Genomic DNA, 26,754 nt, shown 5'->3' on the forward strand with positions numbered 1-26,754 from the left:
CACTCTGTGCGACCCCCCGGGGATGGCCCCTGGGGAGGGAAGCCCTTGCAAACACGGGTGGGGACCCCGGGCCGGGCGGGAGACCAGGAGCCAAGGGGGGGGGGGCGCCGGGGGGCCCCCCGCCTCCGGGTGTGCGCGGGCCGCTTCGTGGGGCCCGTAGCGGCTACATCGGCTGCGGATCGGGAGTGATCCGGCTCCGGACCGCGGACTGGACGTCCTCCTCCTCGGCCGGATCCGCGGCCAGGCGGCGGAGGCGGTCGACGACGCGGGCGTCGCCCGTGGCCGCGTGCCGGGCGGCCACCTCGCGGGTGCTCTCCTCGCAGTCCCACAGGCATTCCACCGCGAAGCCCGCCGCGAAGGAGGGGTCGGTGGCGGCGAGGGCTCGGGCCGTGCGGCCGCGCAGGTGGGAGGAGGAGGTTTCGCGGTAGACGTGGCGCAGTACGGGCGCCGCGCAGCCGATCGACAGCCGGCACGCCCCGTCCACGAGGGCGTAGAGCCCGGCGGCGTCGGGCCCGTCCCCGCGGACGGTCTCGCGCAGGGCGCCGAGCACCAGCGGGGCGTCCCCGGCGCCGCCGCGGGTGGCCAGGGTGCGGCCGGCGGCCGCCCCGAGCGCGTCGGGGCGGTGGATCCAGGCCCGGGCCCGGTCCAGTGCGGCCTCGCCGCACATGCGTTCGTAGGCCGCGACGGCCGGTTCGTCCGCGGCGGCCTCGATCAGGTCGAGGACGGCCGGGTTCTCCGGCTCGGCCACGACGAGGTGGTGCAGGGCGGTGGCCCGTGCGGCTTCTCCGGCCGCTCCGGCGGCCGCGGCGAGGATCTCGTCCCGGTCCTCCGGGGCGGCCACCGCGGCCAGGCAGCGGGCCGCGGGGACGTGCAGCGGGGTGCCCCGCCGCAAGCCGTCCTCGGCCCACTCGAACACCGCCTGGACTCCCCAGCCGGGCCGCGGCCCGGAGGGGGTGAGCTGGCGCTGCCAGCGCTCGAAGGAGCCTTGCTCCCGGGCCGCGCGCAGGCGGGCGCCGTACGCGGGCATCTCCTCCCACAGGCGCCACGGACGCGGCTCGTAGGCGTCGCGCACGGCGGCGGCCAGCCGCGCCGCGCCGCCGAGGCCCTCCGGGAAGCGGGCGAGCACCGGTCCGGCCAGGGCGCGCAGCCCGGCGTCGTCGTCGCGCAGGGCCAGTTCGTCCAGTGCCCAGGACCAGTTCGCCCCGGCGGCGGCGTACCGGCGCAGCAGCCGGAGCGCGTCGGTGCGCCCGTAGGACGCCAGGTGTCCGAGGACGGACAGGGCGAGGCCCGTACGGCCCTCGGCGTCCCGGTCGCCGTCGGCATCGCCGTCACCGGCGGGTCCGACGGCGTCCATGACGTCCTGGGCGCAGAAGAGGTGCGCCTCGATCTCCGCCAGGTCGCCGTCGAGGTCGAGGTACAGGCGGGCGTAGTACAGGGAGCGGTTCTCGACCTGCCAGTCGCGGCGCGGATCGCGCAGGACGCACAGGTTCAGAGCCGCCAGCGCTTCCGCGCGCGGCGCCGCGAGGGCGTGCAGCGTGCCGTCGCCACGGCCTCTCTGGAGGAGGCCGAGCAGCGTGCCGCTCGGCGCTATGACTGGTTCGAACATGGGAATGGCCTCAAATCAAGCTGGGGACGCGACCGGGAATCGGGATTCACGTGGCCGCGTAACAGCATGTCGGGGCGCCCGCCGTCTTCCGCTCGATGTAGACCATGTCCTTCTCTCTTTCGTCGCTGTCCGGAGCTCCCCCGTACCCCGTACTTCGGGGTGCTCTCCGGATCCGTCGCCATGATGACCCAGCCGGTTTGTGCACCGCGACCACATTTACGGCCTCCCCTGCGGTGCAGCGCTCCCCCGGGGGGCTTCAGTGGGCCCCGAACAGCTCCACGAGATCGGTCTTGCCGAACATCCGCGCCGTGTCCACGGCGGACGGCGTGCCCGCATTCGGGTCGGCACCGCCCGCGAGCAGCGCGCGGATGACGGACTCCTCGCCCTTGAAGACGGCTCCGGCCAGCGGCGTCTGCCCGCGGTCGTTGGCGCGGTCGGCCTCGGCCCCGCGCTGGAGGAGGGCGGTGACGGCCTCGGCGTGGCCGTGGTACGCGGCGAGCATCACGAGGGTGTCGCCGCGGTCGTTGGTGAGGTTCGCCGGCACGCCGGCGTCGACGTACGCGGCGAGGGCCGCGGCGTCGCCCTGCCGGGCCAGGTCGAAGATCTTGGTGGCGAGCTCGACGACGTCCTCGTCGGGGGCTCCGGCACCCTGAGGGGGAACCCGGGAGGAACCCTGGGAGTGCTGCTCACTCATCGGACATGCCGCCTTTCAACCTCTGCCGCTGCTGGTGTGGAGTCGCCCCGGGCCCTGGAGGGCGGGGCGGTACGGCACCGGGGCCGTACGGGTGAATCGACAGGGTACTGCCCGTCACGGGACATGACAGGACTCCCCAGAGGTAAAGATCAGCACGGATCACCCACATGCCCTCCACGCCAGCCGAGCTGAGCCGGTCAAGTGAAATACCGACTTATTCACCCAGATGCACCTTTTGTCGCATTGATACTTGCTGTGAGCCTGGAAGTACTCATGGTGACTGTCCCCATCAACCAGGAGAACTTCCCATGGTCCTCAACATCTCGGGCGTGGTGCTGCTCGGCATCATCTGCTTCCTCTTCTTCCGCAAGGACGGGATGAAGCTGTCGCACGCGTTCGTCTGCGCGCTCTTCGGCTTCTTCCTCGCAGGCTCCGCCATCGCCCCCAGCATCACGGCCAGCACGGCCAGCATCGCCTCGCTCCTCGGCGGCATCAAGCTCTGATCCCGCCCGCTCGACCCGACAATTCCAGGAGACGCCCGTGGCCCGGCGACCACTCCCCCGCATCCTCACCGGCGGCACTGCTTCGCTGGCCCGGGGCCGCGAGATCGCGCGCACAGCGGCCGACAGTGCCACGGACGTCATCCACCCCCTGCTGACCATCGGACGCGGGCTGCGCCTCCTGGCTGCCGCCGGGCGGCGCACATGGTCCGCCACCCCCAAGGACAAGCGCGGTCCCACGCTCTTCCTGGCCGCCGCCTGCGTCCTGGTCGTCGCGCTCATCCCGTACGGGCCTCTGCTGGCCCTCGTCACGGTCATGGGCGCCGCCGCCTGGCAGGGACGGGACCGCACACCGGTGCGGACCGGTCCCACCGAGGCGGAGTCCGAACGGCTCGCGGCCCTCTACGAAGCCCTCGTGCCGTACTTCTCCCTCCCCGAGGACCCGGCCCCGCTCTTCGCCCACGGCGGCGAATGGGACAAGGCCCTGACCGACCACGAGTTCGACGAGGCGGGGCGCATCACCCGGCTGCGCATCCGCTACCCGGCCTACTTCACCGACGGGGAGCCCACCGCACGGGCCCGGATCGAGCAGCTGCTGCACGCGAAGTCCGGGCGCGGGCGCGAGTACCTCTTCGTCTGGGACGAGGAGGGCAACCAGCTCGACCTCAGCGTCCTGGCGGCGCTGCCGACGGGGATCGCCGCCCAGCCGTTCGTGACCTCCCCCGGCGAGACCGTGCTCGGCTTCACCGACCCGGGCGGGGTGCAGCGCACCCTGCCCGTGCTCGACGGCGAGGAGCAGCGCGACGTCCCGCCGGTGCTGTGGCGTACGGGCGCCCGGTCCACCGAGCCGCACCTGCTGGCCGTGGGCCAGCCCGGCAGCGGCACCTCCACCCTGCTGCGCTCGCTCGCCCTCCAGGCCCTGCGCCACGGCGACGTGCTGATCGTCGAGGGCGGTGGGCACGGCGAGTACGCCTGCCTGACCGGCCGCGACGGCGTCCTGGCCGTCGAGTGCGGCCTGACCGGCGCCCTGGCCACCCTCGAGTGGGCCGCGAACGAAACCGAACGCCGGCTGATCGCGGCCAACCGGGCCCGCCAGGCGGGCCGGCCGGCCCCGGAGGACACCCTGCGGCCGCTGTGGATCCTGCTCGACCGGCCGAGCGTGCTCGGCCACCTCGCCGCCGCGGACGGCCGCCCCGACCCGCTCTCCCGGCTCGACGTCGCCCTGCGGCACGGCCGCGCCGCCCACGTCACCGTGGTGGTGGCCGAGCAGTTCGAGAACCTGGAACTCCTCGGCGACGCCGTCTTCGCGCACACCCGGGCCCGTGTCGTGCTAGGTCCGGCCTCCGCCGGCCAGGTCGCGGCGGTGCTCGGCGCGCCCCCGCACACCACCCCGACCGCCGAGGTCCCTCCGGGGCGCGGCTACGCCCGGCTGGGCTCCGGCCCCGTCCACCGGCTCCAGGTCCCGGCCACGCCGGACCCGTACGACGAGACGACGAGCCCGCTCCACCGGCAGGCCGTGCTCGACCTGCTCCCGGAGCGCCGGATGCCCGGCCCCCAGGTGCCGACTGCGCTCAAGGAGCAGCCGCACGCCCCGGACGAGCCGGGACCGGCGGAGGTGGTCGCGGCGCAGCCCGCGCCCGCCGACGCCTCCGGGATCCCCGAGGTCGGCGCCGCCGAGAACGCCCGCTGAGAACGCCCCCTGAGAACGCCCGCCGGGCTGCGCCTGCCCGGCCGGCGGTCAGGCCACGAAGGTGCGCGGGGCGTCGGATCCCGCGCCGGCGCCCGTGGCGACCAGCCGGGCCGCCGTGGCCAGCCGTACGGCCGCCTCGTCGGCCACCCGACCGCCCACCGTGAACGGCAGCCGTACGTACCCCTCGAACGCGCCGTCCACACCGAAGCGCGGTCCCGACGGCACCCGCACTCCGACGCGCTCGCCCACCTCGGCCAGCCGGGAGCCGGACAGCCCGCCCGCCCGCGCCCACAGGGTCAGTCCGCCGCGCGGCACCTCGAACTCCCAGTCCGGCAGCTCCCGCCGCACCGCGGCCACCAGCGCGTCGCGGTTCTCGCGGGCCTGGGTCCGGCGCAGCTCGGCGGCCTGCTCCCAGCCGCCCGTGCTCATGAGCCAGTTGACGGCCAGCTGCTCGACCACCGGCGTGCCCAGATCGGCGTACGCGCGGGCCGCGACCAGGCTGCGGATCACGTCCGGGGCCGCCCGGACCCAGCCGATCCGCATGCCCGCCCAGAACGCCTTGCTGGCCGAGCCGACCGTGATGACGGTGCTGCCCGCCGGGTCGAAGGAGCACACCGGCCGCGGCATCTCGAGCCCCGGCTCCAGCCACAGCTCGGTCATCGTCTCGTCCACCACCAGCACCGTGCCGGCCGAGCGGGCCGCCTCGACCAGCGCCCGCCGCTGCTCCTCGTCGGCCAGGGCGCCCGTCGGGTTGTGGAAGTCGGCGACGACGTACGCGAGCCGCGGGGCGGAGTCCCGCAGGACCTGCCGCCAGACGGGCAGGTCCCAGCCGCCCAGGGCGTCGGCCATCGCCACCGGCACCAGCCGGGCCCCCGCCGCCCGCATCAGCTGGAGGATGTTCGCGTACGACGGCGACTCGACGGCGATCCGCTCGCCGCGCCCCGCGAAGAGGTGGCAGATGGCGTCGATCGCACCCATCGCGCCCGTCGTCACCATGATCTGCTCGGGCATGGTCGGGATGCCCTGGGCCGTGTACCGGTCGGCCAGCATCCGGCGCAGCACCTGGAGTCCGGCCGGGTAGTCGCCGTGCGTGTGCGCGTACGGCGGCAGTTCCTCCAGCGCGCCCTGGACCGCGCGCGTCAGCCACGGCTCGGGCGCCGGGAGCGCGGCGCAGCCGAGGTCGATCATCGAGCCGAGGGCCTCGGGCGGCAGCGGTTCGAGTCCGCGGGCGGGCAGCGGGTTCCCGGCCGGTACGGACGTCCAGCTGCCCGCGCCGCGCCGGGACTCCAGGAAGCCTTCCGAGCGCAGGGCCTCGTAGGCGGCCGCCACGGTGGTGCGGCTGACCTCCAGGGCCTGGGCGAGCTCCCGCTCGGCGGGCAGCCGGGCGGCGACCGGGACGCGGCCTTCGAGCACCAGGAGCCGGATGCCGTCGGCGAGCGAGCGGTACGCCGGGGGCTTGCGGGCGCCGGGCGCGGCGGGCCGGGGCTGCTGGGAGGTGATCAGCCGGGCGAGCTGCGCCGCACCGACGGCCGAGGTCCACTGAGCCATGATGAGGGTCCACCTTCGCGGGATTGGCCTGGCAGGAGGGGTCGGAAGGGATCCAAAAGCGCCTCCAGGGTGTCATGGTGCGGTCCACTCCCGCCAGGGGGCCGTCCACTCGGCTGCAGGACCGGCTGCCGAACGCCGGCCGGCCCGTTGCCGGACCCCTGCCTGCCGGCCCCGCCCAGCCCGTGCCTGCCGCGGCGGCCGCCCCGCCGAGGGTGGATACTGCCGCCGTGACGCACGTACGCCCCCGCCATCCGTATCTCGACCACCCCGCCCCGATCCCGTTCGCCCATCGCGGCGGGGCGGCGGACGGCCTCGAGAACACCGTGACCGCCTTCCGCCGGGCCTCCGGCGCCGGCTACCGCTACTTCGAGACCGACGTGCACACGACGGCCGACGGGAAGCTGGTCGCCTTCCACGACTCGACCCTGGACCGCGTGACGGACGCCTCGGGGCGGATCTCGGACCTGCCCTGGGACGAGGTCAGCCGGGCCCTGGTGGCGGGCAAGGAACCGCTGCCGCTCTTCGAGGAGCTCCTCGAGGAGTTCCCGGAGGCCCGCTGGAACATCGACGTGAAGTCCGAGCCGGCCCTGTACCCGCTGATCGACCTGATCAGCCGCACGCGGGCCTGGGACCGGGTCTGCGTGGGCTCGTTCTCGGAGGGGCGGGTGGCGCGGGCGCAGCGGATCGCGGGTCCGCGGCTCGCCACCTCGTACGGCGTGCGCGGGGTGGTGGGGCTGCGGCTGCGGTCGCTGTCGATCCCGGCGGCCCTGCGGGTCGGGGCGGTCGCGGCGCAGGTGCCGGAGGTCCAGTCGGGCATCCGCGTGGTGGACCGGCGCTTCGTGGACACCGCACACGCGCGCGGGCTCCAGGTCCACGTGTGGACCGTGAACGATCCGCAACGTATGGAAGCGCTCCTGGACCTGGGAGTCGATGGCATCATGACCGACCGGATCGACATCTTGCGCACGGTGCTGGACCGACGCGGGGCCTGGGCCTGACACGTCCCGGCCCGCGCGCGCGGCCCCGCCACCGGTGCCGTACGGGGACCAGCGAGGGGGCACCGTGAGTGCTGAGAACACGGATCCTGCGGGGGTGACCGCAGGACCTGACGGCCCCGGCGGCCCCGCCGGACCGGACGGACCGGTCAGACCGGATGGGCCGGTCAGGCCGGATGGGCCGGGCGCCGCGGAGGCGGCGGCGGGCGCGGCCGCGGAGCGCCGCCGCGAGCAGCACGGATGGTACTTCTACGACTTCGCGTGCTCGGTGTACTCCACGAGCGTGCTGACGGTGTTCCTCGGCCCCTATCTGACGGCGGTCGCCAAGGCCGCGGCGGACGCCGAGGGCTTCGTGCACCCGCTGGGCGTGCCGGTGCGCGCCGGGTCCTTCTTCGCGTACACGGTCTCGGTCTCGGTGATCGTGGCGGTGCTGGTGATGCCGCTGGTGGGCGCGGTCGCGGACCGTACGGGCCGGAAGAAGCCGCTGCTGGCGGCGGCCGCGTACACCGGCGCCACGGCGACGGTGGGCATGTTCTTCCTGAACGGCGACCGGTACCTGCTGGGCGGGCTGCTGCTGATCGTGGCCAACGCCTCGCTCGCCGTCTCGATGGTGCTCTACAACGCCTACCTGCCGCAGATCGCCGGTCCCGAGGAGCGCGACGCGGTCTCCTCGCGCGGCTGGGCGTTCGGGTACACCTCGGGCGCGCTGGTGCTCGTACTGAACCTGGTGCTCTACCAGGGGCACGAGTCCTTCGGCCTGTCCGAGGGGGCGGCGGTGCGGATCTGCCTGGCCTCGGCGGGGCTGTGGTGGGGCGCCTTCGCGATCGTCCCGCTGCGGCGGCTGCGCGACCGCGCGGTGGTGCGCGAGCCGGGCGCGGAGGCCGTCGGCACGGGCTGGAAGCAGCTGGTGGCCACGCTCAAGGACATGCGCAAGCATCCGCTGACGCTGTCGTTCCTGCTCGCGTACCTCGTCTACAACGACGGCGTGCAGACGGTGATCTCCCAGGCCTCCGTCTACGGCTCCGAGGAACTGGACCTGGAGCAGTCCACGCTGATCGTGGCGGTGCTACTGGTCCAGGTGCTGGCGGTGGCGGGGGCACTGGGGATGGGGCGGCTGGCCCGGACCTACGGCGCGAAGCGGACGATCATGGGCTCGCTGGCGGCGTGGACGCTGACGCTGGGCGCCGGGTACTTCCTGCCCGCCGGGGCGCCGGTGTGGTTCTTCGCGCTGGCCGCCATGATCGGGCTGGTGCTGGGCGGGAGCCAGGCGCTGTCGCGCTCGCTGTTCTCGCACCTGGTGCCGCGCGGAAAGGAGGCGGAGTACTTCTCGGCGTACGAGATCAGCGACCGCGGGGTGAGCTGGGTGGGGCCGCTGGTGTTCGGTCTCACGTACCAGCTGACGGGCAGCTACCGGGACGCGATCATCTCGCTCGTGGCCTTCTTCGCACTGGGGTTCGCGCTGCTCGCACGGGTGCCCGTGCGGCAGGCCGTGGAGGCGGCCGGAAACCCGGTTCCGGACCGGATTTAGACGTCGAAGTAAAAGGCCGGTAGTGTACGCCTTTGGCCTGCCAGGCGGACCGTTACTGCGTGCTGATGAAGTGAAAACGCTGGGTGACATCTGCTGCCAGATGTGACAAAACGGGCATTGGTGGGTACAACAAGGGGCGGCACGACGGGCGACGCATGACCCGGAGCGGGAATCTATACCGCCGACCGGACGTTGACCGGATGACGACGACAGCGACACCTGTCCTGTGGGCGACAAGCCCGGGAGGCACGATTCATGAGTGAGCGAGCTCTCCGCGGCACGCGACTCGTGGTTACCAGCTACGAGACGGACCGCGGCATCGATCTGGCCCCGCGCCAGGCGGTGGAGTACGCATGCCAGAACGGACATCGATTTGAGATGCCGTTCTCGGTTGAGGCGGAAATTCCGCCGGAGTGGGAGTGCAAGGCGTGCGGCGCCCAGGCACTCCTGGTGGACGGGGACGGGCCCGAAGAGAAGAAGGGCAAGCCTGCGCGAACGCACTGGGACATGCTCATGGAGCGGCGTACCCGCGAAGAGCTGGAGGAGGTGCTGGCCGAACGGCTGGCGGTCCTCCGGTCCGGCGCCATGAACATCGCCGTGCATCCGCGGGACAGCCGCAAGTCCGCCTAGCGCGGGCGCGCACAGCGCACACGAGAGCCGCGGGGCTCTGCCACTCTCAGTGGCAGAGCCCCGCGGCTTTTGCGTTGCGCGGACGCGGCCTCGGTTGCGCGGACCGCGCACACGGCCGACCCGGGTCAGCCCCGGGTCAGGGGGTCAGCGGCGGCTGCTGCTGCGGGGGCGCCGGCGGGCGGTCCTCGCGGATGACCTCGCCCTGGACGATCTTGCCGTCCGGGTAGTGGATCCGCGCCTGCTGGAAGGCGTCGCCGAGGCTGCCGGGCGCGGCGGCGGTCATCCGGCGCTCGAGGGAGCGCCCCGCGGCCTTGGAGACCAGGCGGCGCACCGGCGGCAGGAGGAGCAGCAGGCCGGCGGCGTCCGAGACCAGGCCCGGCATGATCAGCAGCAGCCCGGCCAGCATCGTCAGGCCGTTGCCCTGGCCCGTGGCGCGGGGTTCGGGCACGGCCCCGGCAGCCGCCTGGGCCTGCGCCTGCTGGAACGTTTCGGTCAGGTTCTTGAAAGCGCGCCGTCCGGCCCGCTTGATGACCACCGCGCCGAGCACGAACCCGCCGGCGAGCAGGGCCACCACGCCCAGTCCGCCGATCCACCCGCCGACCAGGATCAGCAGCCAGATCTCCAGCAGGAGCCAGGCGGCGACGGCCAGGGGGGCGAGGTTGCGGGCGCGCGAGCGCCTGCGGGCGGTCGAGGTGGGTACGCCGGTCGTCATGCCTCCAGTGTGCCGCGCCCGCCGTAAAAGCGGGTTCAGGGCCCCTCCAGGGCTCCGGGGAGAGTCCTCCGGCGCCTCGGGAGCCCCCTCGGGCCACGGGAGCCTCAGGGGCGCCTGGTGCCCCTGCCCTGCTCCTTGCCCTGCTCCTTGCCCTGCTCCTTGCCCTTCGCCATGCCCAGGATCTGGGAGGCCCGGGTGCCCACGCCCCACGCCGTGACCCGCCAGAGGGCCTCGACCACGATGTCCCGGCTCATCTTGCTGTCGCCGAACTCGCGCTCCACGAACGTGATCGGAACCTCCACCACGTGGAAGCCCGCCTCGACCGCCCGCCGGGCCAGGTCGACCTGGAAGCAGTAGCCCTGCGAGGCGACCTCGTCCAGGCCCAGCCCCTCCAGGGTCTCCTTGCGGAAGGCCCGGAAGCCGCCGGTGATGTCCCGGATCGGCACGTCGAGCATCAGCCGCGAGTACGTGCTGCCGCCGCGGGAGAGGAACTGACGGTGCCGGGGCCAGTTGACCACCCGGCCGCCGGGCACCCAGCGGGAGCCGAGCACCAGGTCCGCACCCTTGAGCGCGGTGAGCAGCCGGGGCAGCTCCTCCGGCTGGTGCGATCCGTCCGCGTCCATCTCGATCAGGACGCCGTAGCCGTGCTCGATGCCCCAGCGGAAGCCCGCGAGGTAGGCGGCGCCGAGCCCCTCCTTGCCCTTGCGGTGCAGGACCCGGACCCGGTCGTCCTCGGCGGCGAGCTCGTCGGCGATCTTGCCGGTGCCGTCCGGGCTGTTGTCGTCGGCCACGAGGATGTGGGCCTCGGGCACCGCGGCGCGCACCCGGGTGACGATCGGCCTGATGTTCTCCGCCTCGTTGTAGGTCGGAATGATCACCAGGGCCGTGCCGAGCGGTCCGTACCGCCGCTCACCGCCGTCGCTCACTGAATCCCCTTTGCGCGTCCGTTCACAGAAGCACCACCTTAGCGAGCGCCGGAGGGCGCCTTTGCGCCGACGCGGTCCAGGCGGCCCGGGGAGCGGCGGATCGGGGCCCGGAGCCCTTCGGGCCGGCCCGGTGCGCTCACTGGCTGCGGGCGGCCGGGGCCGTTGTCTACTGGACGTCCGGGCCCCACCCGGGTCGCACCCGCCGACCCGGCAAAACCTTCCCTCGCCCCCGAGGCGCGGGCGCGCTGCATTGCGGGTGCGGTTCGACGGGGTCGGACGTCCTGTGGTGGACGCGGGAGAACCTACCCGCCCCCGGCGGCCCGCTGTCAACACCCCCCTGACCTGGCTTTTTCCTCAAAAGGGCCTGGTCAGTACGGAGACCGGGCAGCAGGTGCACCGGGGGGCGCGCACATCGATCGGCGCAACGGCCCCGGGTGCCGTCACCCCTGTGGCCGTACGAACACGGGCCGGCCGCCGACGTACGTCCCGAGGCAGAGCGGCAGGTCACGGCCGGGGGTCAGGTCCGGGAGGCCCGGGGTGCCCGAGCGCGGGTCGGTGGACCAGCGCGCCACCCGGTCGTCGGGCGCCTGCACCACGAGCTCTTCGGTACGCCAGAGCGCGTAGTCGGCCGGGGCGCCGGGGACCAGGACGCCTGCGTCGTCGCGGCCCAGGGCGCGCCAGCCGCCGCGGGTGTGCGCGGTGAAGGCGGCGCGGACCGAGATCCGGTGCTCCGGCGTGCGGTGGAAGGCGGCGGCGCGCACCGTGCCCCAGGGGTCGAGCGGGGTGACGGGGGCGTCCGAGCCGAAGGCGAGCGGGACGCCGGCGCGCAGCATCGCCGCGTACGGGTTGAGGGTGCGGGCGCGCTCGGCGCCCAGCCGCTCGGCGTACATGCCGTCCTCGCCGCCCCAGGCTGCGTCGAAGGCGGGCTGGACGGAGGCGGTGAGGCCCAGTTCGGCGAAGGCGGCGATGCTCGCCGCGTCCATCATCTCGGCGTGCTCGACGCGGTGCCGGGCGGCGCGGATCCGGGCGATGCCGAGCTTCCCGGCGGCGCTGCGCACGCCCTCGACGACCGCGGAGACGGCGGCGTCGCCGATGGCGTGGAATCCGGCCTGGACGCCCGCCTCGGTGCAGGCGGCGACGTGGGCCGCGACGTCGGAGGCGTCCAGGTAGGCGGTGCCGGTGTGCGCGGCGTCGCGGTACGCGTCGTGCAGGCAGGCGGTGTGCGAGCCGAGCGCGCCGTCGACGAAGAGGTCACCGGCCGCGCCGACGGCGCCGAGCTCGCGGGCGCGTGCGACGTCCTGTTCGGCCCAGTAGCCGAAGACGCGCGGGCCGCTCTCGCGCCGGGCCAGGTCCAGGAGGGCGGTGAAATCCTCCTCGGAGGAGATGCCGGGGCCGCCGCACTCGTGGAGGGACCCGATGCCGAGGGAGGCGGCCTGCCGCAGGGCGGCCCGCTGGGCCTCCTCGCGCTGGGCCGGGGTGACGGCCGCGAGTGCGGCGGCCCGTACGGCGTGGTGGGCGTCGCGTGTCAGCGGCTCGCCGTCGAGGAAGCCGGGCCGGTCCCGGACGCCGGTGACCTGGTCCAGGAGGGCGGTGGTGACGACGGCGGAGTGCACGTCGACCCGGCTGAGGTAGAGGGGGCGGCCGGCGGCGGCCTCGTCCAGTTCGCGGCGGTGCGGGGCCCGGCGCTCGGGCCAGCGTGCCGCGTCCCAGCCGTGGCCGAGCAGGACCCGGTCGCCGGGGCGGCGGGCGGCGTGGTCGCGTACGAGCGCGAGGGCGTCGCCCAGGGAGCGGGCGCCGGTGAGGTCCAGCCCGGTCAGGGCCAGGCCCGCGGCGGTGGTGTGCACGTGGGCGTCGGTGAACGCGGGAGTGACCAGGGCGCCGTCCAGGTCGACGGTCTCGTCCACGCCGTCGGCGAAGGCGTCCGCGGCGCCTTCGGAGCCCACCCAGGCGATGTGCCCGCGCTCGACGACCATCGCGGTGGCGAAGGGGTCGGCGGGGCTGTGCACTTCGCCTCGGCGGAGCAGGACGGTGCGGTGGGGTGCGGCGGCTCCGGCTTCGTCGGCGGGGCCTGCGGGGGTCTGGGTCATGCGGACAAGTCTCGCGCCTCCCGGCGGCCGGTTCCGCACGGGGTGGCCGGGAACGCGGCAGTCGGGCGGGCGGCCGGACGGAGTCCGCCGGGAGACCGGCCCGGGGTCGGGTGGGGTCAGATGCGGGGCGGGCGGGCCTCGTACGGGGTGGACAGCACCACGGTGGTGCGGGTGGACACCCCTGCGAGGGCGCGGAGCCGGCCCAGCAGGTCTTCCAGTTCGAGCGGGGTCGCCACCCGGACCTTCAGGATGTAGTTCTCGTCGCCCGCAACGCTGTGGCAGGCCTCGATCTCGGGGACACCGGCGAGGCGTTCGGCGATGTCGTCGGGCGCGCTCAGATCGAACGGCTTCACCGAGATGAACGCCGTCAGCGGCAGGCCGACGGCTTCGGGGTCCACGACGGCCGCGTAGCCCCGGATCACGCCGCGCTGCTCAAGCCGGCGTACACGTTGATGGACCGCCGACGTGGACAGGCCGGTGGCCTTGCCCAGGTCCGTGTAGCTCATCCGCCCGTCTCTGACGAGCAGGTCCACGATCTGGCGGTCCAGTTCCTCCATTGCGCTCATAGCCGCCCAACCTATTGCCCCGGAGTGCCTCCGGCACAGTGGCGGCGGGCCGTACGAGGCACCTGCAGCAGGCATGTGACGAAGGCCACAACGGTATGCGGGCGTACCCCGGGGTGTTGTGGTTACTCGTGCCGCGCGACGGGAAGTGCTTGCTGTGGCCGAGGCCGAACATGCCCGCCCGGCCCACCCAAGGGGGAGTACATCCATGCCGAACACCAAGCGCGCCGGTCGCACCGAACCGGAGCCCCTCGATCTCGCCGACCCCGTCGACGAGGAGGATCCCGGGCACGGCGACGACCTGTGGTCCGCCGAGTCCTTCGAGGTCCACCACGCGGTCTGCCCCGACTGCACCCAGTCGATCGCCCTCGTCGCGGACGAGGAGTTCCTGCCGGAGCACGCCCTGTGCCTGAGCCCCTGGAACCCCTTCGGCCTCACGGTGTGCCCGGGCACCGGCCGCCCCGCGACGCCGGCCGCCGAGGAGCAGGATGCCGAGCCGGAGCCCCAGGAGCTCGACGGATTCGTGCTCCTGACGCTCCCTCAGGGTCTGGACTGGCGGACGCAGCCCTTCTCGCACGTCGGCGGTCCGGGCTCGCTCCCGGTCAGACTGACGCAGCCGCAGCTGGGGCAGCGCCACCACGCGCAGGCGGCCTGAGCGCCGTTCGCCGGCGGTTCACCAGTAGGTGCCCTGCACCATGGCGGCCAGGCTGGCATGGTGCAGGATCAGTCCGTCCGGGTCCGCCGGGACCTCGACCTCGCCGAAGTGCGCCTGCCGGTAGGCGATCCTGAGCATCACGATCCCGTGCCGCAGTGCGGCGTAGAGCGTGTGGAACTCCATGTCGCGCGGGGTGTGGCCGGTGAGTTCGGCGTAGCGGCTCTCGACGGCCTCGCGGCGCAGGAAGTCCGGCAGTCCGGTCTGGCCGAATCCGACCGTCAGATCCTGGAAGAACCGGTGGAGATAGACCGTCCAGCCGAGGTCCACCTCCCGCGGCGCGTACGCCGCCATTTCCCAGTCGAGCACGGCGACCGGGTCGAATCCCGCGTAGATGACGTTGCCGATGCGCGCGTCGCCCCAGTTGAGCACGGCCGGTCCCTCGTCCGCGGGCCAGAGCTCCTCCAGGCGGTCGAAGGCGCGCTCGATGAGCGGTGACCGGGACAGGCCGCGAACCACCCAGTCGTAGTAGGCGCGTTGGGCGTCGACGTGGCGGCGCAGCGGGCTGCCGCTGCCCGGGGGCAGCAGGAACTCCGCCTCTTTCGCGGGGAACTGGTCGTGCAGCCGGGCGAGCAGCGAGACGCTCGCCTCCTCCAGGCGGGCGCGCTCTGCGTCGGTGGCCGCGTGCAGCCAGTTGCCCTCGTAGGTGTACGGCATCACGTCCGGCGGGACCCGGCCCTCGGCGCGTTCCATCACGAAGAACGGGGCCCCGAGCGGCTCGGGGTCCGTTTCCAGCCACTGGACCCGGGGCACGGGCACGTCCGTGTGCTCGGCGACGAGGCTCATCACGCGGTGCTGGCGGGGCATGTCGTACGACGGGAAGACGGTGTAGGCGGCCGGGTCGGCGGCCAGGCGCAGGGCGCAGGCCCGGAGCGGGGTGTCGGGGTGCTCGATGTCGAAGAGCAGGGTCTCGCTGGACATGCCGTTGGAGGCGGGCACCGAGACGCCGGTGATCTCGGCGCCGGGGAGTTCGCGGCCGAGCCAGCGGGCGAGGCGGCGGCCGAGCTCCTCGGGCTCGCGGGTGGAGGTGCGGGGTCGTGGCGCGGTTGCCATGGGTGCTCCTGTCCGCTGCGGTGGGTTCGGGTGGTGGCCGGGGCCGGTGCGCCGGCGCCGGTGCGCCGGGCGCGGGCTCAGGGGGCGACCGAGTCGTAGCCGGTGAAGCCGCTCGGGTCGTGGCGGCCGAACGAGCCGTGCTCGAAGATGCCGTGGCCGATCCGGCCGTCGAGGGTGAAGCGGGCCGAGTGGTCGGTGACGCCGTACGCCGCCATGGGGTGGGCTGCCGGGTCGGAGAGGTCGTACGCCCGCCGGTCGGTCCAGCCGCGGCCCTGCCAGCTGCCGTGCTGCCAGTCGGTGGCGGGCGGGTAGCCCGCGCCGACGGCGAGCGGGGAGGAGACCAGGATCTCCACGCCCAGTTCGAGGGGCTTGCGGGCCGGGTCGGTGAGGTGGACGACGGCGGACACGGGGTGGCGGGTGCCGGGGCGGTAGCGGATGTCGGTCTGCGGCCAGCCGAGCTGGACGTCGCGGCGGCCGCTGCCCTCGGGGAAGACCTGGACGGCGTCGTTGAGCGTGCGGTGGCCGTCCGCGTCCTCCTGGACGACGACCATGAGGAAGCGGTCGTCGAAGCGGACGGGGATCCAGAGCCAGTGGAAGCCCTCGGGGCGCAGCTCCTCGGCGGCCCGGCCGCCGTCCTCGCCGGGGATCGGACGCACGCCCCAGCTGCGGTCGCGGGTGCCGGTCCACTCCCCCGGGGCGAGCCGGATCTCCTCGCCCCGCGCGCGGATGGTGCCGGTGACGGTGCCGGCCTGGACGAAGCGGCGGCCCTCGAGCATGAGCCGGTCTCCGCGGCGCTGTACGTGGTGCGGTTCCCAGAGGGCGGGGAAGTCGGCGGTCCAGGTGAGGTCGTAGGCGAGGCCGTCTGGGTCGTCGGGTGACGTGTCACATTGCAATGTGAACTGCTTCAGCGGAACGTCGACGGTGATCCTCAGCGGCCCCACCGACAGGTTCATCCGGTCGTCGCCGAGCGCGTCCGAGGCCCGTACGGCGAGCAGTTCGTCCCCGAGGCGCAGGGTGGCGTAGGCGTCGATGACCCCCGCGTTGGGGTAGACGCCGAGGCCGAGGATCAGCACGGCCCGGCCCTCATGGTCGAACACGTGGAAGATGCAGCGGTCGTAGGCGTTCCGGTCGCCCGTCGCGACGTGCTTCATCGACAACGGCGCTTGGTGGACGGGGTACTCGTCAAGGGCGATGGGGCGGTCCGCGGGCACGGCAAACCTCCTGGGCACGGTCGGCACGGTCGGCACGAGCGGAGTTGACGGTACGTCAGAAACCGTGCCCGGGACCATAGTCGTGCCGCTCGCCGAGACGCGGAAGGGGGGCCGGGGACACCTCGAACGGATCCCCGACCCCCCTGGGCGATTACCTGCCCCTCCGGCCTCGCGTTGGCCGGTCATGACCCTGCTCCAGTCCACCAGCGGCCGCCGACGCCGGCCGACGCCCCCGGGTTACGAAGAATCGGTTCATCAGCATCCTGCCGATCCGCCGATCTACCGGGCCCTGCTCGACCGCTGGGCCGTCGACGGCCGGACCCTCCCGGGTCGGCGCGACCCCGAGTGGTCCCGGCTCACCTCCACACCCGTGTGGCCCGGCGCCGGACGGTACTGAGCGCTCCCGCCCGGACCCGCCCGACGCGCGGCCCGGCGCGCCCGCACGGCTCAGCGCGACTCGGGGCCCGCGAGGTGGCGGGCGATCACCATGCGCTGGATCTGGTTGGTGCCCTCGACGATCTGCAGCACCTTGGCCTCGCGCATCAGCCGCTCCGCCGGGAAGTCCGCGGTGTAGCCGTAGCCGCCGAGGACCTGGACGGCGTCGGTCGTCACGCTCATGGCCGCATCGGTGCAGAAGAGTTTCGCCATCGCGGCCTGCCGGGAGAACGGCTTGCCCGCGTCCCGCAGCCGCGCGGCCGCCAGGTACAGGGCCCGGCCCGCCTCGATCTTCGTGGCCATGTCCGCGAGCATGAACCGCAGCCCCTGGAAGTCCGCGATCGGCCGGCCGAACTGCTTCCGCCCGGCCGCGTAGGAGAGCGCCTCGTCCAGGGCCGCCTGGGCCACGCCGATGGCGCAGGCCGCGATCCCGAGGCGCCCGGAGTCCAGGGCCGAGAGCGCCAGGGTGAAGCCCTGACCCTCGTCACCCAGGCGCCGGCGGTCGGAGACCCGTACGCCGTCGAAGTGGATCTGGGCCGTCGGCGAGCCCTTCATGCCCATCTTCTTCTCGGGCAGGGCCGCGCTCAGCCCCGGGGCGTCGCCCGGGACCAGGAAGGCCGTGATCCCGCGGGGGCCCTCGCCGCCGCTGCGCGCCAGCACGGTGTAGAAGTCCGCGACCCCACCGTGGGTGATCCACGCCTTGGTGCCGCTGAGGACCCAGTCGTCGCCGTCCCGGACGGCCTTGGTGCTCAGCGAGGCGGCGTCGGAGCCGGAGGAGGGCTCGGAGAGGCAGTACGCGCCCAGCAGGCCGCCGCCGAGCATGGCCGGGAGGAACTCCGCCTGCTGCTCCTTGGTGCCGAAGCCGGCCAGCCCGTGGCAGGCCAGGGTGTGCACGCTGACGCCGAGGCCGACGGTCAGCCGGGCCGCGGCCAGCTCCTCCAGGACCTGGAGGTAGACCTCGTACGGCTGCTCGCCGCCGCCGAATTCCGAGCCGTACGGGAGCCCGAGCAGCCCCGACTCGGACAGCAGGGCGAAGAGCTCGCGGGGGAAGTGCCCGGCCTCCTCCTGCTCGGCGGCGTGCGGGCGGATCTCGCGGTCGGCGATATCGCGGACGAGTGCGAGGAGGTCCTGGGACTCCTCGGTGGGCAGCTGACGGTCCACCGGCTGCGGGGCACGGTCGGTCATGGCGGCGCTCTCCTCCCATGTTCGGGAACTGCAGCGGACGCGGGCCGGGTGAGCACGCGCCGCCGGATGTACTGGTTCTCGCACCCGATGCTGCCCTTTCGGATCACGAAAGCGGCTGATCAGCGGCTGCGGCGGGGCCGAGTATGCCCGATGACGGGAGTTCCGTCACGGGTTCAAGAGATGAAAGGGCCGGTCAGACGGTTGCGGCGGCCGGCGGAGCCGGGCATTCGGGAACGAATTCCTCGATCACCGTCAAAGTCGCTCTCAGCAGGCGCACGAGCATGGCTCCGAGCTGGTCCCGGTCCGGTGCGTCGGCGCGCGCGCCCTCCGCGATCCACTCCAGGGTGATGTCCTCGACACCTCCCAGCCACCCGACGAGGGCCAGCCGGGCCAGCGGGGGCACGGCACGGCGGCCGTAGGCTCCCTCGGCGATGGTGGCGGCGAGCTCCTCGCGCACGGCGTCCCGGATGGCGAGCACCTCCGCGTCGGAGCCCACGCCTCCCGTGACGATGGTCCGGTAGGCGGCCTGGTGGTGCTGGGCGAAGGTCAGGTAGCCCTCGATGGTGCGGCGCACCCGCTCGGCGCGGGGCAGTTCGGTGTTGCTGCCCGCCCGGGCCACGAGCTCGGCGACCGAGTCCTCGACGATGGCGAGGTAGTAGCCGCGCTTGCTCTTGAAGTAGTAGTAGATGAGGCCCTTGGCGACGCCCGCCTGCCGGGCGATGTCGTCCATCGAGAGCGCGTCGTACGCGGTGTCGGCGAACAACCGCCGTCCCGTCGCTATGAGTTCGGCCCTCCGGACCTGGGATCGCTCGGTCGCACCACGCTGTTGACTCAAAACCGGCCCTAGCCTCGAACTGCCACAGGATGGACCGCAGTATGGCAGACCTAACCGGCCCGGTTTCCCCGCTTCGGGATCACATCAGACCGGTCTGGGTGACGAACATCGCCAGGACGACCACAAGGGTCCAGCCGAGCACGTGCTCGAGCCACTTGGCCCCGTCCCCGGGACCCCCGGTACGGACGAGCTTGCGGGCACGGGTCAGGGCGGCACTGGTCGCAGTCATGGCGTCTCACATCGGTTCGTCGGGCTGTGAACGTCCCCCCGGTGCGTCCAATGTGCCAGCGATCCGGGCCGGTGCGGTAGAGACGTTGGTCACCCGTGGCGCGCGTCACGCGAAGGGCCCCGGCCGCAGCGCCGGGGCCCTCCTGCGTGCCGGTCAGGCCCTTCTGCGGCCGGCCATGGACGACATCGCCAGGCCGAGCAGCAGCGCGACCGCACCGGTGATGACGTTGCTCCACACGCTGCGCGTCGTGCTCATGTCGCCCGCCATGACCCAGGGCGACACGATCGTCCACGCACCGATGGCTATGGCGGCCCACGCCATGGAGTGCGTGCGCTCGTAGGCGGACCCCAGGCCGCCCATGAACAGGCAGTACGCCGCGCCGGTGATCAGGTTGCAGATCGCCAGCGGAGTCAGGTTGCTGAACCCGACGATCCACGGCGAGGCCGCCAGGAAGACACCCGTGAGCAGGGCCAGTGTCTCCACGGCCTGGGCGCGGGGGGTGATGGTCGCCGCCTCGAACCGGGAGCGCATCTCGGCGAGGTCGGGGTGGTGCTCGATGGTGGGATGGATGGACATGGCGGGCCCTCCTACAGGAGCATTTATATGCCCTTTATCCCCTATGAAACGCTTGTCCGGCGCCCTTGGTCAACGGCTGGTCATCCGGTCCGCAGAAGGCCAGGTCAGAGCACTCCGACCGCGGCCAGCGCCCTGATCTGGGAGGCACTGGGACGGGCCGGTGCGTACAGGTAGCAGACCCCGCCCGAGCCCGAGACCGCCTTGCCGGCGGCGTTGTACCGCCTGGTGCGCAGCCAGACGTTCTCGAACTGGCGCCGCTGGTAGATCCGGCGCACCGCCTCGTCGGTGGCGGAGTTCGGGTCGTTGGCGACGACGTCCCCGGAGGGCGTGAAGCCGACCACGGTCATCAGGTGCCCCGCGGTGCCGTAGCCCGCGCCGGTCAGCTCGCCCTCCCGGAAGGACTGCGAGGTGATGACCGGGATCCCGGCGCGGACGAGCAGTTCCGCGTCGGCGAGGGAGCACAGGCGGGTGACGACCCCGGCCAGGCCGGGGTAGGTGGCGGCGTACGCGGCGTTGAAGGGCCAGTTCCCGCAGCCCTTGTACTGGTGGTCGTAGGTCTGGCGGGCCGCGTGGCACACCTGCGGGTCGTCGTAGGCGGGGTCGACCCAGGCGAGCTCGGCGGGGCTGGGGGCCCGCCCCCAGTACTCGATGGTCATCTGCGAGGAGGTGGGGCTGCACCAGGCCTCGCCGCCGTTGTCGTACTGCGGGTACCGGCCCTTGTGGATCTCCTGCGAGTACCGGGGCACGGGCAGTTCCCGCGCCGACCCGGCGGCGGTGGCGACGGGCGCGGCGGGCACCTCGAAGCGGTCCGGGACGTCCGAGGCCATCGCCCCGGCCAGGTGGACCACCGGAGAGCGCCGGGTGCCGGGCGTCCGGTACAGGGTCAGCCGCAGCTGCCAGTCGGTCATCCGCAGGCCCGCGGCGGCGGCCGGGGGGTCGAGCGCGAGGGTGTCCGTCCACACGGTGCTCTTGCCGTCGCCCTGCCCGTCGACCGACGTGCGCCGGATGTCGTCCTCGCCGGAGGCCCAGCGGGCCATGACGTACCAGGGGCTGCGGGTGCCGTCGCCGTAGCCGGCCCGCAGGTCGGCCTGGATCCAGGTGCCGGGCGGGGTGAGGGCGTTCCAGGAGGCGATGACCTCGGTCGCGGGCACGGCGGGGCGGTGCACCGGGGAGAACCAGCGCGCGTACTCCCATTCCTTTGTCCGGCCGGTGTGCGGATCGGTGTACTCGGTGCTGCCGAGGGCCACCGCGATCTGCAGTCCGGGCCGCGATCCGGTGGCCGGTCCGGTTCCGTCGTGGATTCCGGCCCGCCAGTGGCTGCGGCCGTACCAGAAGCGGTTGTCGACGGTGCGGGCCGGGGCGGCGGCGCGGGGGCCGGCCGCGGCCAGGACGGTCCCGGGCACGGCGGCGGCCGCGGCGACGGCGATCGCGGCGGCCAGGACGGCCCGGCGCGGAGTGGAAGCGGTCATCGGCGGGGAACCCCCAGTCGGATCCGGACGGCTGTCCGGCCACCTTCCCAGTCCGCGGCCGCCCGCGGCCAGGCAATGGGGCCGTGTCCCGGCTAAGTACGCTGGTCGGGTGGAACGCCTCGACGCACTTGCCCGCGAACTGACCGCCCTGCCGCCCTCCTGCGGCCCGGTGCGGCTCGTCGCCGTCGACGGGCACGCGGGCTCGGGCAAGAGCACCTTCGCGGGCCGGCTCGCCGAGGCGCTCGGCGGGGCGCCGGTGCTGCACCTCGACGACGTGGCCACGCACGCGGAGCCGTTCGCCTGGACGGGCCGCTTCCGGGAGCAGGTGCTCGACCCGCTCGCCGCCGGGCGCGCCGCGCACTGGCAGCCGTACGACTGGGTCGCGCGCCGGTTCGGCCCGGTCCGGGTCCAGGAGCCGGTGCCGCTGCTGCTGATCGAGGGCGTGGGGACCGGGCGCCGGGCCCTGCGCCCGTACCTGGCGCGTCTGCTGTGGATGGAGACCCCGCGCGCCGAGTCGTGGGGGCGGGGACGCGCGCGCGACGGGAGCGCGCTTTCCGCCTTCTGGGACGGATGGGAGCGCGCGGAGCTCGATCACTTCGCGAGCGATCCTTCGCGCCCCTTCGCCGACACCCTGGTACGCCAGAGCCGTACGGGATACGAGTGGTCTTCGGGGGCAGGTGCGACACCGGAGGCGGCCACTTTCGTCACCGAGGGTGACGACATGCCCTCCGTTTGATCCTCGCTCAAAACTGGCCCCGGGCAGCCCCTCGCACCCGCTTGACCTGGGCGCCGCGACGGCCTTACGTTCTGAATGTGCGGCCCCAACCGGCCGACACGGACACGAAGCCCCCGATTGTTCCCCCGTGATCGGGGGCTTCGTTCTGCCTTCCGCCGCCCGCTCCGGTGGGCCGGACCCCCGCGCCACTCGTTCACCCTGCGTCACGAACGGCACTCGGCGCCCCGGGGCGCCGAGTGCCCGTCGCACCCTACGTAAGGACCGTAACCGCAGGTACGATGCGAACCTGATCCGGCGAAGCGGCCTGCGTAACTCCCGTCCAAGACGCGGAGGTTGGGGGATGCAATGGACTTCGGCAGGCAGGGCGGCACGTACGCCCCGGCCGAACTCGCCTGGCTGCGCGGGGTGGACGCGTACACGATGGGCGCATATCCGCAGGCCGAGGACGAGTTCAGAGCCGCCGTGCAGCTCGATCCCGGCATGGCGGACGCCTGGCTGGGCCTGCACGCGCTCCGCGTGGACACCACCAGTGCGCTGCTGCGCATGTACGCCCACCGGGACCGGTTCGGCGAGCAGCGGACGCGCCACCGGCGCACGCTGAACTCCTGGTACTGGCTGGGCTGGTGGGTGCAGCCGGTGCTGGAGAGCCGCCGCGACCTGCTCCTCGCGCACGCCTCCCACTGGCTGGACGGCCGCCACGTGCCGGAACTGGACCAGGCGCTGGCCGGGCTGCCGCCGGTGGACGCCGACCCGCAGGTCCGCTTCCTGCACGCCTGCCGCGCGTACCTGGTCAAGGACTGGGACCAGCTCGTGCGGCACACCGAGCCGCTCGTCGACGACCCGCTGCTGGGCATCGAGTCGGGGCTGTTCGGCGGGATGGCCCGGGTCCGCCTGGAGATGTACGGGCAGGCCGAGCCGGTGCTCTCGGCCGCACTGATGCGCTGCCGCAGCGAGCAGCCGCAGCGCAAGGAGCTGCGGTACTGGCTGGCGCGCGCCCACGAGGGCACCGGCCGCAGCGCCGCCGCCCTCCCCCTCTACCGCGCCGTGCACCGGGTCGATCCGGCCTTCATGGACACCGCGGCCCGGCTGACCGCGATCGCCGAGGGCGACGGGCTGGACGGCACGGACGGGCTCGACGCACTGGACGGGCCGGGCTTCCCGTCCGGCGGGGACTACGCCGCCGTGCCCATGGGCGGCGGCACCGCGCAGGACATCGCCGAGGGGCAGTCGGATGCGGACCCGCTGCTGGCCCCCGAGCCGCCCGAGGGCCGCGAGGCCCGGTTCGGTCCGGGACCGGCGGCCCCGCCGCCCGCCCCGGCCCCGCCGGAGCGGGCCCGCCGCAAGCCCGCCGTACCGCTCCAGCCCGGGCCGCCCGCGCTGCCGGCCGGGCCGGCGGACCCCGCGCTGCTCGCCGAGGCGCTGGCCGAGCTGGAGCGGATGGTGGGGCTGGAGCCGGTCAAGCGCCAGGTGAAGGCGCTGTCCGCACAGTTGCACATGGCCCGGCTGCGGGCCGGGCAGGGGCTGCCGGTCCAGCCCCCGAAGCGCCACTTCGTCTTCTCCGGGCCCTCCGGCACGGGCAAGACGACCGTGGCCCGGATCCTGGGCCGGGTGTTCTACGCCCTCGGGCTGCTGGGCGGCGACCACCTGGTGGAAGCCCAACGGGCCGATCTCGTGGGCGAGTTCCTCGGCCAGACCGCAGTGAAGGCCAACGAACTCATCGATTCGGCGATCGGCGGGGTGCTGTTCGTCGACGAGGCGTACAGCCTGTCCAACTCCGGTTACAGCAAGGGCGACGCGTACGGCGACGAGGCCCTCCAGGTGCTGCTGAAGCGGGCGGAGGACAACCGCGACCAGCTGGTGGTCATCCTCGCCGGCTACCCGGCCGGCATGGACCGGCTGCTCGCCACCAACCCCGGGCTGTCGTCGCGCTTCACCAGCCGCGTCGACTTCCCCAGCTACCGGCCCCTCGAACTGACCTCGATCGGCGAGGTGCTCGCCGAGGCCAACGGCGACCGCTGGGACGAGGAGGCCCTCGACGAACTGCGCAGCATCAGCGCGCACGTCGTGGACCAGGGCTGGATCGACGAGCTCGGCAACGGCCGCTTCCTGCGCACCCTGTACGAGAAGAGCTGCGCCTACCGCGACCTGCGGCTGGCGGGCTACCCGGGCACCCCGGGCCGCGAGGACCTGGCCACCCTGCGGCTGCCCGACCTGATGCAGGCGTACGGCGAGGTGCTGTCCGGCCGCGGCCCGCAGGACCGCGGCCGGACGGATCCGCCACCGCTGTGAGCGCCCGTCTCCCCGGAGACGGCCTAGCGGACCAGCGCCTCGGCGGGGCGGCGGGCCGCCGGGGCAGGGGCGCGGCGCCGGTGCGCCGGGTCCCGTACCTCCCCGACGAGCATCTCCAGTACGTCCTCCAGCGCGACGAGTCCGAGCACCCGGCCGGCCGGGTCCGCGACCTGGGCCAGGTGGGTGGCGTCCCGGCGCATCACGCTCAGCGCGTCGTCGAGCGGGAGGGTGGCGCTCAGCGTGGTCATCCGGTGCCAGACGTGCTGGGGCACCGCACGCTCCCGGTCCTCCAGGTCCAGCACGTCCTTCACGTGCAGGTAGCCCATGAAGACGCCGCCGTCCGAGCGGACCGGGAAGCGCGAGTAGCCGGTGCGCACGGTCAGCGCCTCGATCTGCCGCGGGGTCGCCGAGGGGCCGACCGTGACCAGCTGGGCCCGGTCGAGCAGGACGTCGGTCACCGGGCGGCTGCCCAGCTCGAGGGCGTCCTCCAGGCGCTCCTGCTCACCGGGCTCCAGGAGCCCGGCCTGCCGGGAGTCCTCGACCAGGCGGCCGAGCTGGGCGCTGGTGTAGACGGCCTCCACCTCGTCCTTGGGCTCGACCCGGAAGAGCCGGAGCACCAGGCGGGCGCACGCGCCGAGCGCCGTGGTGACCGGCCCGCACACCCGGGCGAAGCCGACGAGTCCGGGGCTGAGCCACAGCGCGGTCCGCTCCGGGGCGGCCATGGCGAGGTTCTTCGGCACCATCTCGCCGATCACCAGGTGCAGGAAGACCACCGCGGCCAGCGCCACGGCGTACCCGAGGGGGTGGATCAGCCCCTCCGGCACGTGCACGGCGTGGAAGAGCGGCTCGAGGAGGCGGGCCACCGTCGGCTCGGCGACCGCGCCGAGGGTCAGGGAGCACAGGGTGATGCCGAACTGCGCGGCGGCCATCATCCGGGGCAGGTTCTCCAGCCCGTACAGGGTCTGGCGGGCCCGCTTGGAGCCGGCGGCGAGCGGTTCGATCTGGCTGCGCCGGACCGAGACCAGGGCGAATTCGGCGCCCACGAAGAAGCCGTTCGCCAGCACGAGCAGCAGGGCGAAGAGCAGTTGGAGCGCGTTCACCGGCCGCCCACCGCTTCCAGTTCCGGCGCCGGCCGGGCCGGCACGGTGCGCACCAGGCGCACCTGCTCGGCGCGGTAGCGGCCGACCTGGCGCACGGAGAGCCGCCAGCCGGGGAGTTCGGCGCGGTCCCCGGGGGCGGGGATCCGGCCCAGCAGGTCGGCGACGAGTCCGGCTACGGTTTCGTACGGTCCCTCGGGCACCTCGAGGCCTATCCGGCGCAGCGTGTGCACCCGGCAGGAGCCGTCGGCGTCCCAGGCGGGGCTGCCGTCCTCGGCGGGCGCGGCGGCCAGCTCGGGGGTCTGCTCCTCGGCGCGGTCGTGCTCGTCGCGGACCTCGCCGACCAGTTCCTCGACGATGTCCTCCAGCGTGACGACCCCGGCGGTGCCGCCGTACTCGTCGACGACGACGGCCATCGGCTGCTCCTTGCGCAGCCGATCCAGGAGCGCCTGCACGGGCAGGGTCTCCGGCACCAGCAGGGCCGGTACGGAGATCAGGCCGGCGCTGGTGCGCAGCCGGTCCCGCTCGGGCACCGCGAGGGCGTCCTTGAGGTGGACCACTCCGACGATCTCGTCGATGCGCTCGCGGTAGACGGGGAACCGGGACAGGCCGGTGGCGCGGGTCAGGTTGAGCACGTCGGCGGCGGTCGCGGTGGAGTGGAGCGCGCTGACCCGGACGCGGGGGGTCATCACGTGCTGGGCGGTGAGCCCGCCGAGCGAGAGCGTGCGGACGAAGAGGTCCGCCGTGTCCTGTTCCAGCGCGCCCGCCTGGGCCGAATGGCGTACCAGCGAGACGAGTTCGCCGGGGGTGCGGGCGGAGGCCAGCTCCTCGGTGGGCTCCACGCCGAGCGCCCGTACCAGGTGGTTGGCGACGGTGTTGAGGCCGGAGATGACCGGCCGGAAGGCGCGGGAGAAGGCGTGCTGCGGGCCGGCCACGAAGCGGGCCACCTGGAGCGGCCGGGAAACGGCCCAGTTCTTCGGCACCAGCTCGCCCACCACCATCTGGACGGCGGAGGCCAGCAGCATGCCGACGACGACGGAGACTCCGGGGACCGCGCCCGTGGGAAGTCCGGTCGCGGTGAGCGGGCCGGCGAGCAGCCCGGCGAGGGCGGGCTCGGCCAGCATGCCGACCACGAGGGAGGTGAGGGTGATGCCGAGCTGGGTGCCGGAGAGCTGGAAGGACAGCTCGCGCAGGGCCTTGACGACCGTTCGGGCGCGGCGGTCGCCTTCGGCGGCGGCGCGCTCGGCCTCCGGCCGCTCGACGGTGACGAGGCCGAACTCGGCGGCCACGAAGAAGCCGTTGGCCAGGATCAGGGCGAAGGCCGCCCCGAGCAGGATCAGGGGGATGGTCATGCCGCCGCCTCCGGTGAGGTGGCGGCGCGGGTACTACCGGACGATCCGTCCATTGCTGGAGGGAGTCACTCCTCGAGTCGCAGGTGCCCGCGGGCC

General features: G+C 73.7%; 24 protein-coding genes. 8 read left to right on the plus strand and 16 right to left on the minus strand.

Features of this window, described 5'->3' with window-relative positions; all coding sequences use genetic code 11:
- Positions 1 to 163: 163 nt before the first annotated feature.
- Both ACZ7H1_RS21485 and ACZ7H1_RS21490 read right to left on the minus strand, forming a co-directional pair.
- Positions 164 to 1,606 (minus strand): HEAT repeat domain-containing protein, encoded by a 1,443-nt coding sequence (locus ACZ7H1_RS21485; RefSeq protein WP_470788719.1) that lies wholly within the window; start codon positions 1,604 to 1,606, stop codon positions 164 to 166.
- Positions 1,607 to 1,862: 256 nt separating this feature from the next.
- Entirely contained in the window at positions 1,863 to 2,300 is a 438-nt protein-coding gene (locus tag ACZ7H1_RS21490) for an ankyrin repeat domain-containing protein (protein ID WP_470788721.1), read from the minus strand.
- A gap of 308 nt (positions 2,301 to 2,608) precedes the next feature.
- On the opposite strand from ACZ7H1_RS21490, the gene ACZ7H1_RS21495 reads away from it, so the two are divergent.
- Together ACZ7H1_RS21495 and ACZ7H1_RS21500 are read left to right on the plus strand one after the other, a co-directional pair.
- Positions 2,609 to 2,803 carry a hypothetical protein gene (locus ACZ7H1_RS21495; protein ID WP_226733415.1) on the plus strand — a complete coding sequence of 65 codons (195 nt, stop codon included), beginning with the start codon at positions 2,609 to 2,611 and terminating at the stop codon, positions 2,801 to 2,803.
- Between the two features lie 37 nt (positions 2,804 to 2,840).
- Positions 2,841 to 4,490 (plus strand): hypothetical protein, encoded by a 1,650-nt coding sequence (locus tag ACZ7H1_RS21500; protein ID WP_470788723.1) that lies wholly within the window; start codon positions 2,841 to 2,843, stop codon positions 4,488 to 4,490.
- Between the two features lie 48 nt (positions 4,491 to 4,538).
- On the opposite strand, the gene ACZ7H1_RS21505 is transcribed toward ACZ7H1_RS21500, so the two are convergent.
- Positions 4,539 to 6,038 carry an SCO1417 family PLP biosynthesis transcription factor gene (locus ACZ7H1_RS21505; protein WP_470788725.1) on the minus strand — a complete coding sequence of 500 codons (1,500 nt, stop codon included), beginning with the start codon at positions 6,036 to 6,038 and terminating at the stop codon, positions 4,539 to 4,541.
- A gap of 227 nt (positions 6,039 to 6,265) precedes the next feature.
- On the opposite strand from ACZ7H1_RS21505, the gene ACZ7H1_RS21510 reads away from it, so the two are divergent.
- From ACZ7H1_RS21510 to ACZ7H1_RS21520, 3 genes are all read left to right on the plus strand, one after another.
- Positions 6,266 to 7,036 carry a glycerophosphodiester phosphodiesterase gene (locus tag ACZ7H1_RS21510; protein WP_470788726.1) on the plus strand — a complete coding sequence of 257 codons (771 nt, stop codon included), beginning with the start codon at positions 6,266 to 6,268 and terminating at the stop codon, positions 7,034 to 7,036.
- Between the two features lie 94 nt (positions 7,037 to 7,130).
- The gene (locus tag ACZ7H1_RS21515; protein ID WP_470788728.1) at positions 7,131 to 8,561 is read left to right on the plus strand and encodes an MFS transporter; all 1,431 of its coding nucleotides are present in this window, start codon (positions 7,131 to 7,133) and stop codon (positions 8,559 to 8,561) included.
- A 255-nt stretch (positions 8,562 to 8,816) separates the two neighbouring features.
- On the plus strand, positions 8,817 to 9,191 hold the full coding sequence (locus ACZ7H1_RS21520; RefSeq protein ID WP_003959706.1) for an RNA polymerase-binding protein RbpA: 375 nt from the start codon (positions 8,817 to 8,819) through the stop codon (positions 9,189 to 9,191).
- 136 nt (positions 9,192 to 9,327) lie between these two features.
- Here the strand turns inward: ACZ7H1_RS21520 and fxsA are convergent, their stop codons facing one another.
- The 4 genes from fxsA to ACZ7H1_RS21540 form a co-directional block, all read right to left on the minus strand.
- Entirely contained in the window at positions 9,328 to 9,903 is a 576-nt protein-coding gene (fxsA, locus tag ACZ7H1_RS21525) for an FxsA family membrane protein (RefSeq protein ID WP_470788730.1), read from the minus strand.
- A gap of 104 nt (positions 9,904 to 10,007) precedes the next feature.
- Positions 10,008 to 10,829, minus strand: coding sequence for a polyprenol monophosphomannose synthase (locus ACZ7H1_RS21530; RefSeq protein WP_470788732.1), 822 nt, complete (start codon positions 10,827 to 10,829; stop codon positions 10,008 to 10,010).
- Between the two features lie 440 nt (positions 10,830 to 11,269).
- Positions 11,270 to 12,916 carry an amidohydrolase gene (locus tag ACZ7H1_RS21535; RefSeq protein WP_470788733.1) on the minus strand — a complete coding sequence of 549 codons (1,647 nt, stop codon included), beginning with the start codon at positions 12,914 to 12,916 and terminating at the stop codon, positions 11,270 to 11,272.
- A gap of 116 nt (positions 12,917 to 13,032) precedes the next feature.
- Positions 13,033 to 13,473, minus strand: a complete 441-nt coding sequence (locus tag ACZ7H1_RS21540) for an Lrp/AsnC family transcriptional regulator (protein WP_226733531.1) — start codon at positions 13,471 to 13,473, stop codon at positions 13,033 to 13,035.
- A 214-nt stretch (positions 13,474 to 13,687) separates the two neighbouring features.
- Between ACZ7H1_RS21540 and ACZ7H1_RS21545 the strand changes: the two genes are divergently transcribed.
- Positions 13,688 to 14,134, plus strand: a complete 447-nt coding sequence (locus ACZ7H1_RS21545) for a hypothetical protein (RefSeq protein ID WP_470788734.1) — start codon at positions 13,688 to 13,690, stop codon at positions 14,132 to 14,134.
- An 18-nt stretch (positions 14,135 to 14,152) separates the two neighbouring features.
- On the opposite strand, the gene ACZ7H1_RS21550 is transcribed toward ACZ7H1_RS21545, so the two are convergent.
- The 7 genes from ACZ7H1_RS21550 to ACZ7H1_RS21580 form a co-directional block, all read right to left on the minus strand.
- Positions 14,153 to 15,244: a phosphotransferase family protein gene (locus tag ACZ7H1_RS21550; RefSeq protein WP_470788736.1), complete on the minus strand. Its 1,092-nt coding sequence runs from the start codon at positions 15,242 to 15,244 to the stop codon at positions 14,153 to 14,155.
- A gap of 77 nt (positions 15,245 to 15,321) precedes the next feature.
- Positions 15,322 to 16,395 carry an Rv3169 family protein gene (locus tag ACZ7H1_RS21555; protein ID WP_470788890.1) on the minus strand — a complete coding sequence of 358 codons (1,074 nt, stop codon included), beginning with the start codon at positions 16,393 to 16,395 and terminating at the stop codon, positions 15,322 to 15,324.
- Between the two features lie 507 nt (positions 16,396 to 16,902).
- Positions 16,903 to 18,075, minus strand: a complete 1,173-nt coding sequence (locus ACZ7H1_RS21560; RefSeq protein ID WP_470788737.1) for an acyl-CoA dehydrogenase family protein — start codon at positions 18,073 to 18,075, stop codon at positions 16,903 to 16,905.
- Positions 18,076 to 18,268: 193 nt separating this feature from the next.
- Entirely contained in the window at positions 18,269 to 18,910 is a 642-nt protein-coding gene (locus ACZ7H1_RS21565; protein ID WP_470788739.1) for a TetR/AcrR family transcriptional regulator, read from the minus strand.
- Between the two features lie 79 nt (positions 18,911 to 18,989).
- Positions 18,990 to 19,139, minus strand: coding sequence for an SCO1431 family membrane protein (locus ACZ7H1_RS21570; protein ID WP_470788740.1), 150 nt, complete (start codon positions 19,137 to 19,139; stop codon positions 18,990 to 18,992).
- 153 nt (positions 19,140 to 19,292) lie between these two features.
- Positions 19,293 to 19,715, minus strand: coding sequence for an SPW repeat protein (locus ACZ7H1_RS21575; protein ID WP_470788742.1), 423 nt, complete (start codon positions 19,713 to 19,715; stop codon positions 19,293 to 19,295).
- Positions 19,716 to 19,819: 104 nt separating this feature from the next.
- On the minus strand, positions 19,820 to 21,184 hold the full coding sequence (locus tag ACZ7H1_RS21580; protein WP_470788744.1) for a peptidase C39 family protein: 1,365 nt from the start codon (positions 21,182 to 21,184) through the stop codon (positions 19,820 to 19,822).
- Between the two features lie 109 nt (positions 21,185 to 21,293).
- Here ACZ7H1_RS21580 and ACZ7H1_RS21585 point away from each other — a divergent pair, with 109 nt between their 5' ends.
- The gene (locus ACZ7H1_RS21585) at positions 21,294 to 21,920 is read left to right on the plus strand and encodes a uridine kinase family protein (protein ID WP_470788745.1); all 627 of its coding nucleotides are present in this window, start codon (positions 21,294 to 21,296) and stop codon (positions 21,918 to 21,920) included.
- Between the two features lie 345 nt (positions 21,921 to 22,265).
- Complete coding sequence (locus ACZ7H1_RS21590; protein WP_470788747.1) at positions 22,266 to 24,209, plus strand: AAA family ATPase; 1,944 nt, start codon at positions 22,266 to 22,268, stop codon at positions 24,207 to 24,209.
- 23 nt (positions 24,210 to 24,232) lie between these two features.
- On the opposite strand, the gene ACZ7H1_RS21595 is transcribed toward ACZ7H1_RS21590, so the two are convergent.
- On the minus strand, positions 24,233 to 25,309 hold the full coding sequence (locus tag ACZ7H1_RS21595) for a hemolysin family protein (protein WP_470788749.1): 1,077 nt from the start codon (positions 25,307 to 25,309) through the stop codon (positions 24,233 to 24,235).
- Positions 25,306 to 26,658 (minus strand): hemolysin family protein, encoded by a 1,353-nt coding sequence (locus ACZ7H1_RS21600; RefSeq protein ID WP_470788751.1) that lies wholly within the window; start codon positions 26,656 to 26,658, stop codon positions 25,306 to 25,308. Before ACZ7H1_RS21600 ends, ACZ7H1_RS21595 begins: the two co-directional genes overlap by 4 nt.
- Positions 26,659 to 26,754: the final 96 nt, after the last annotated feature.

It is taken from the genome of Streptomyces sp. NPDC037401 (assembly GCF_055602345.1).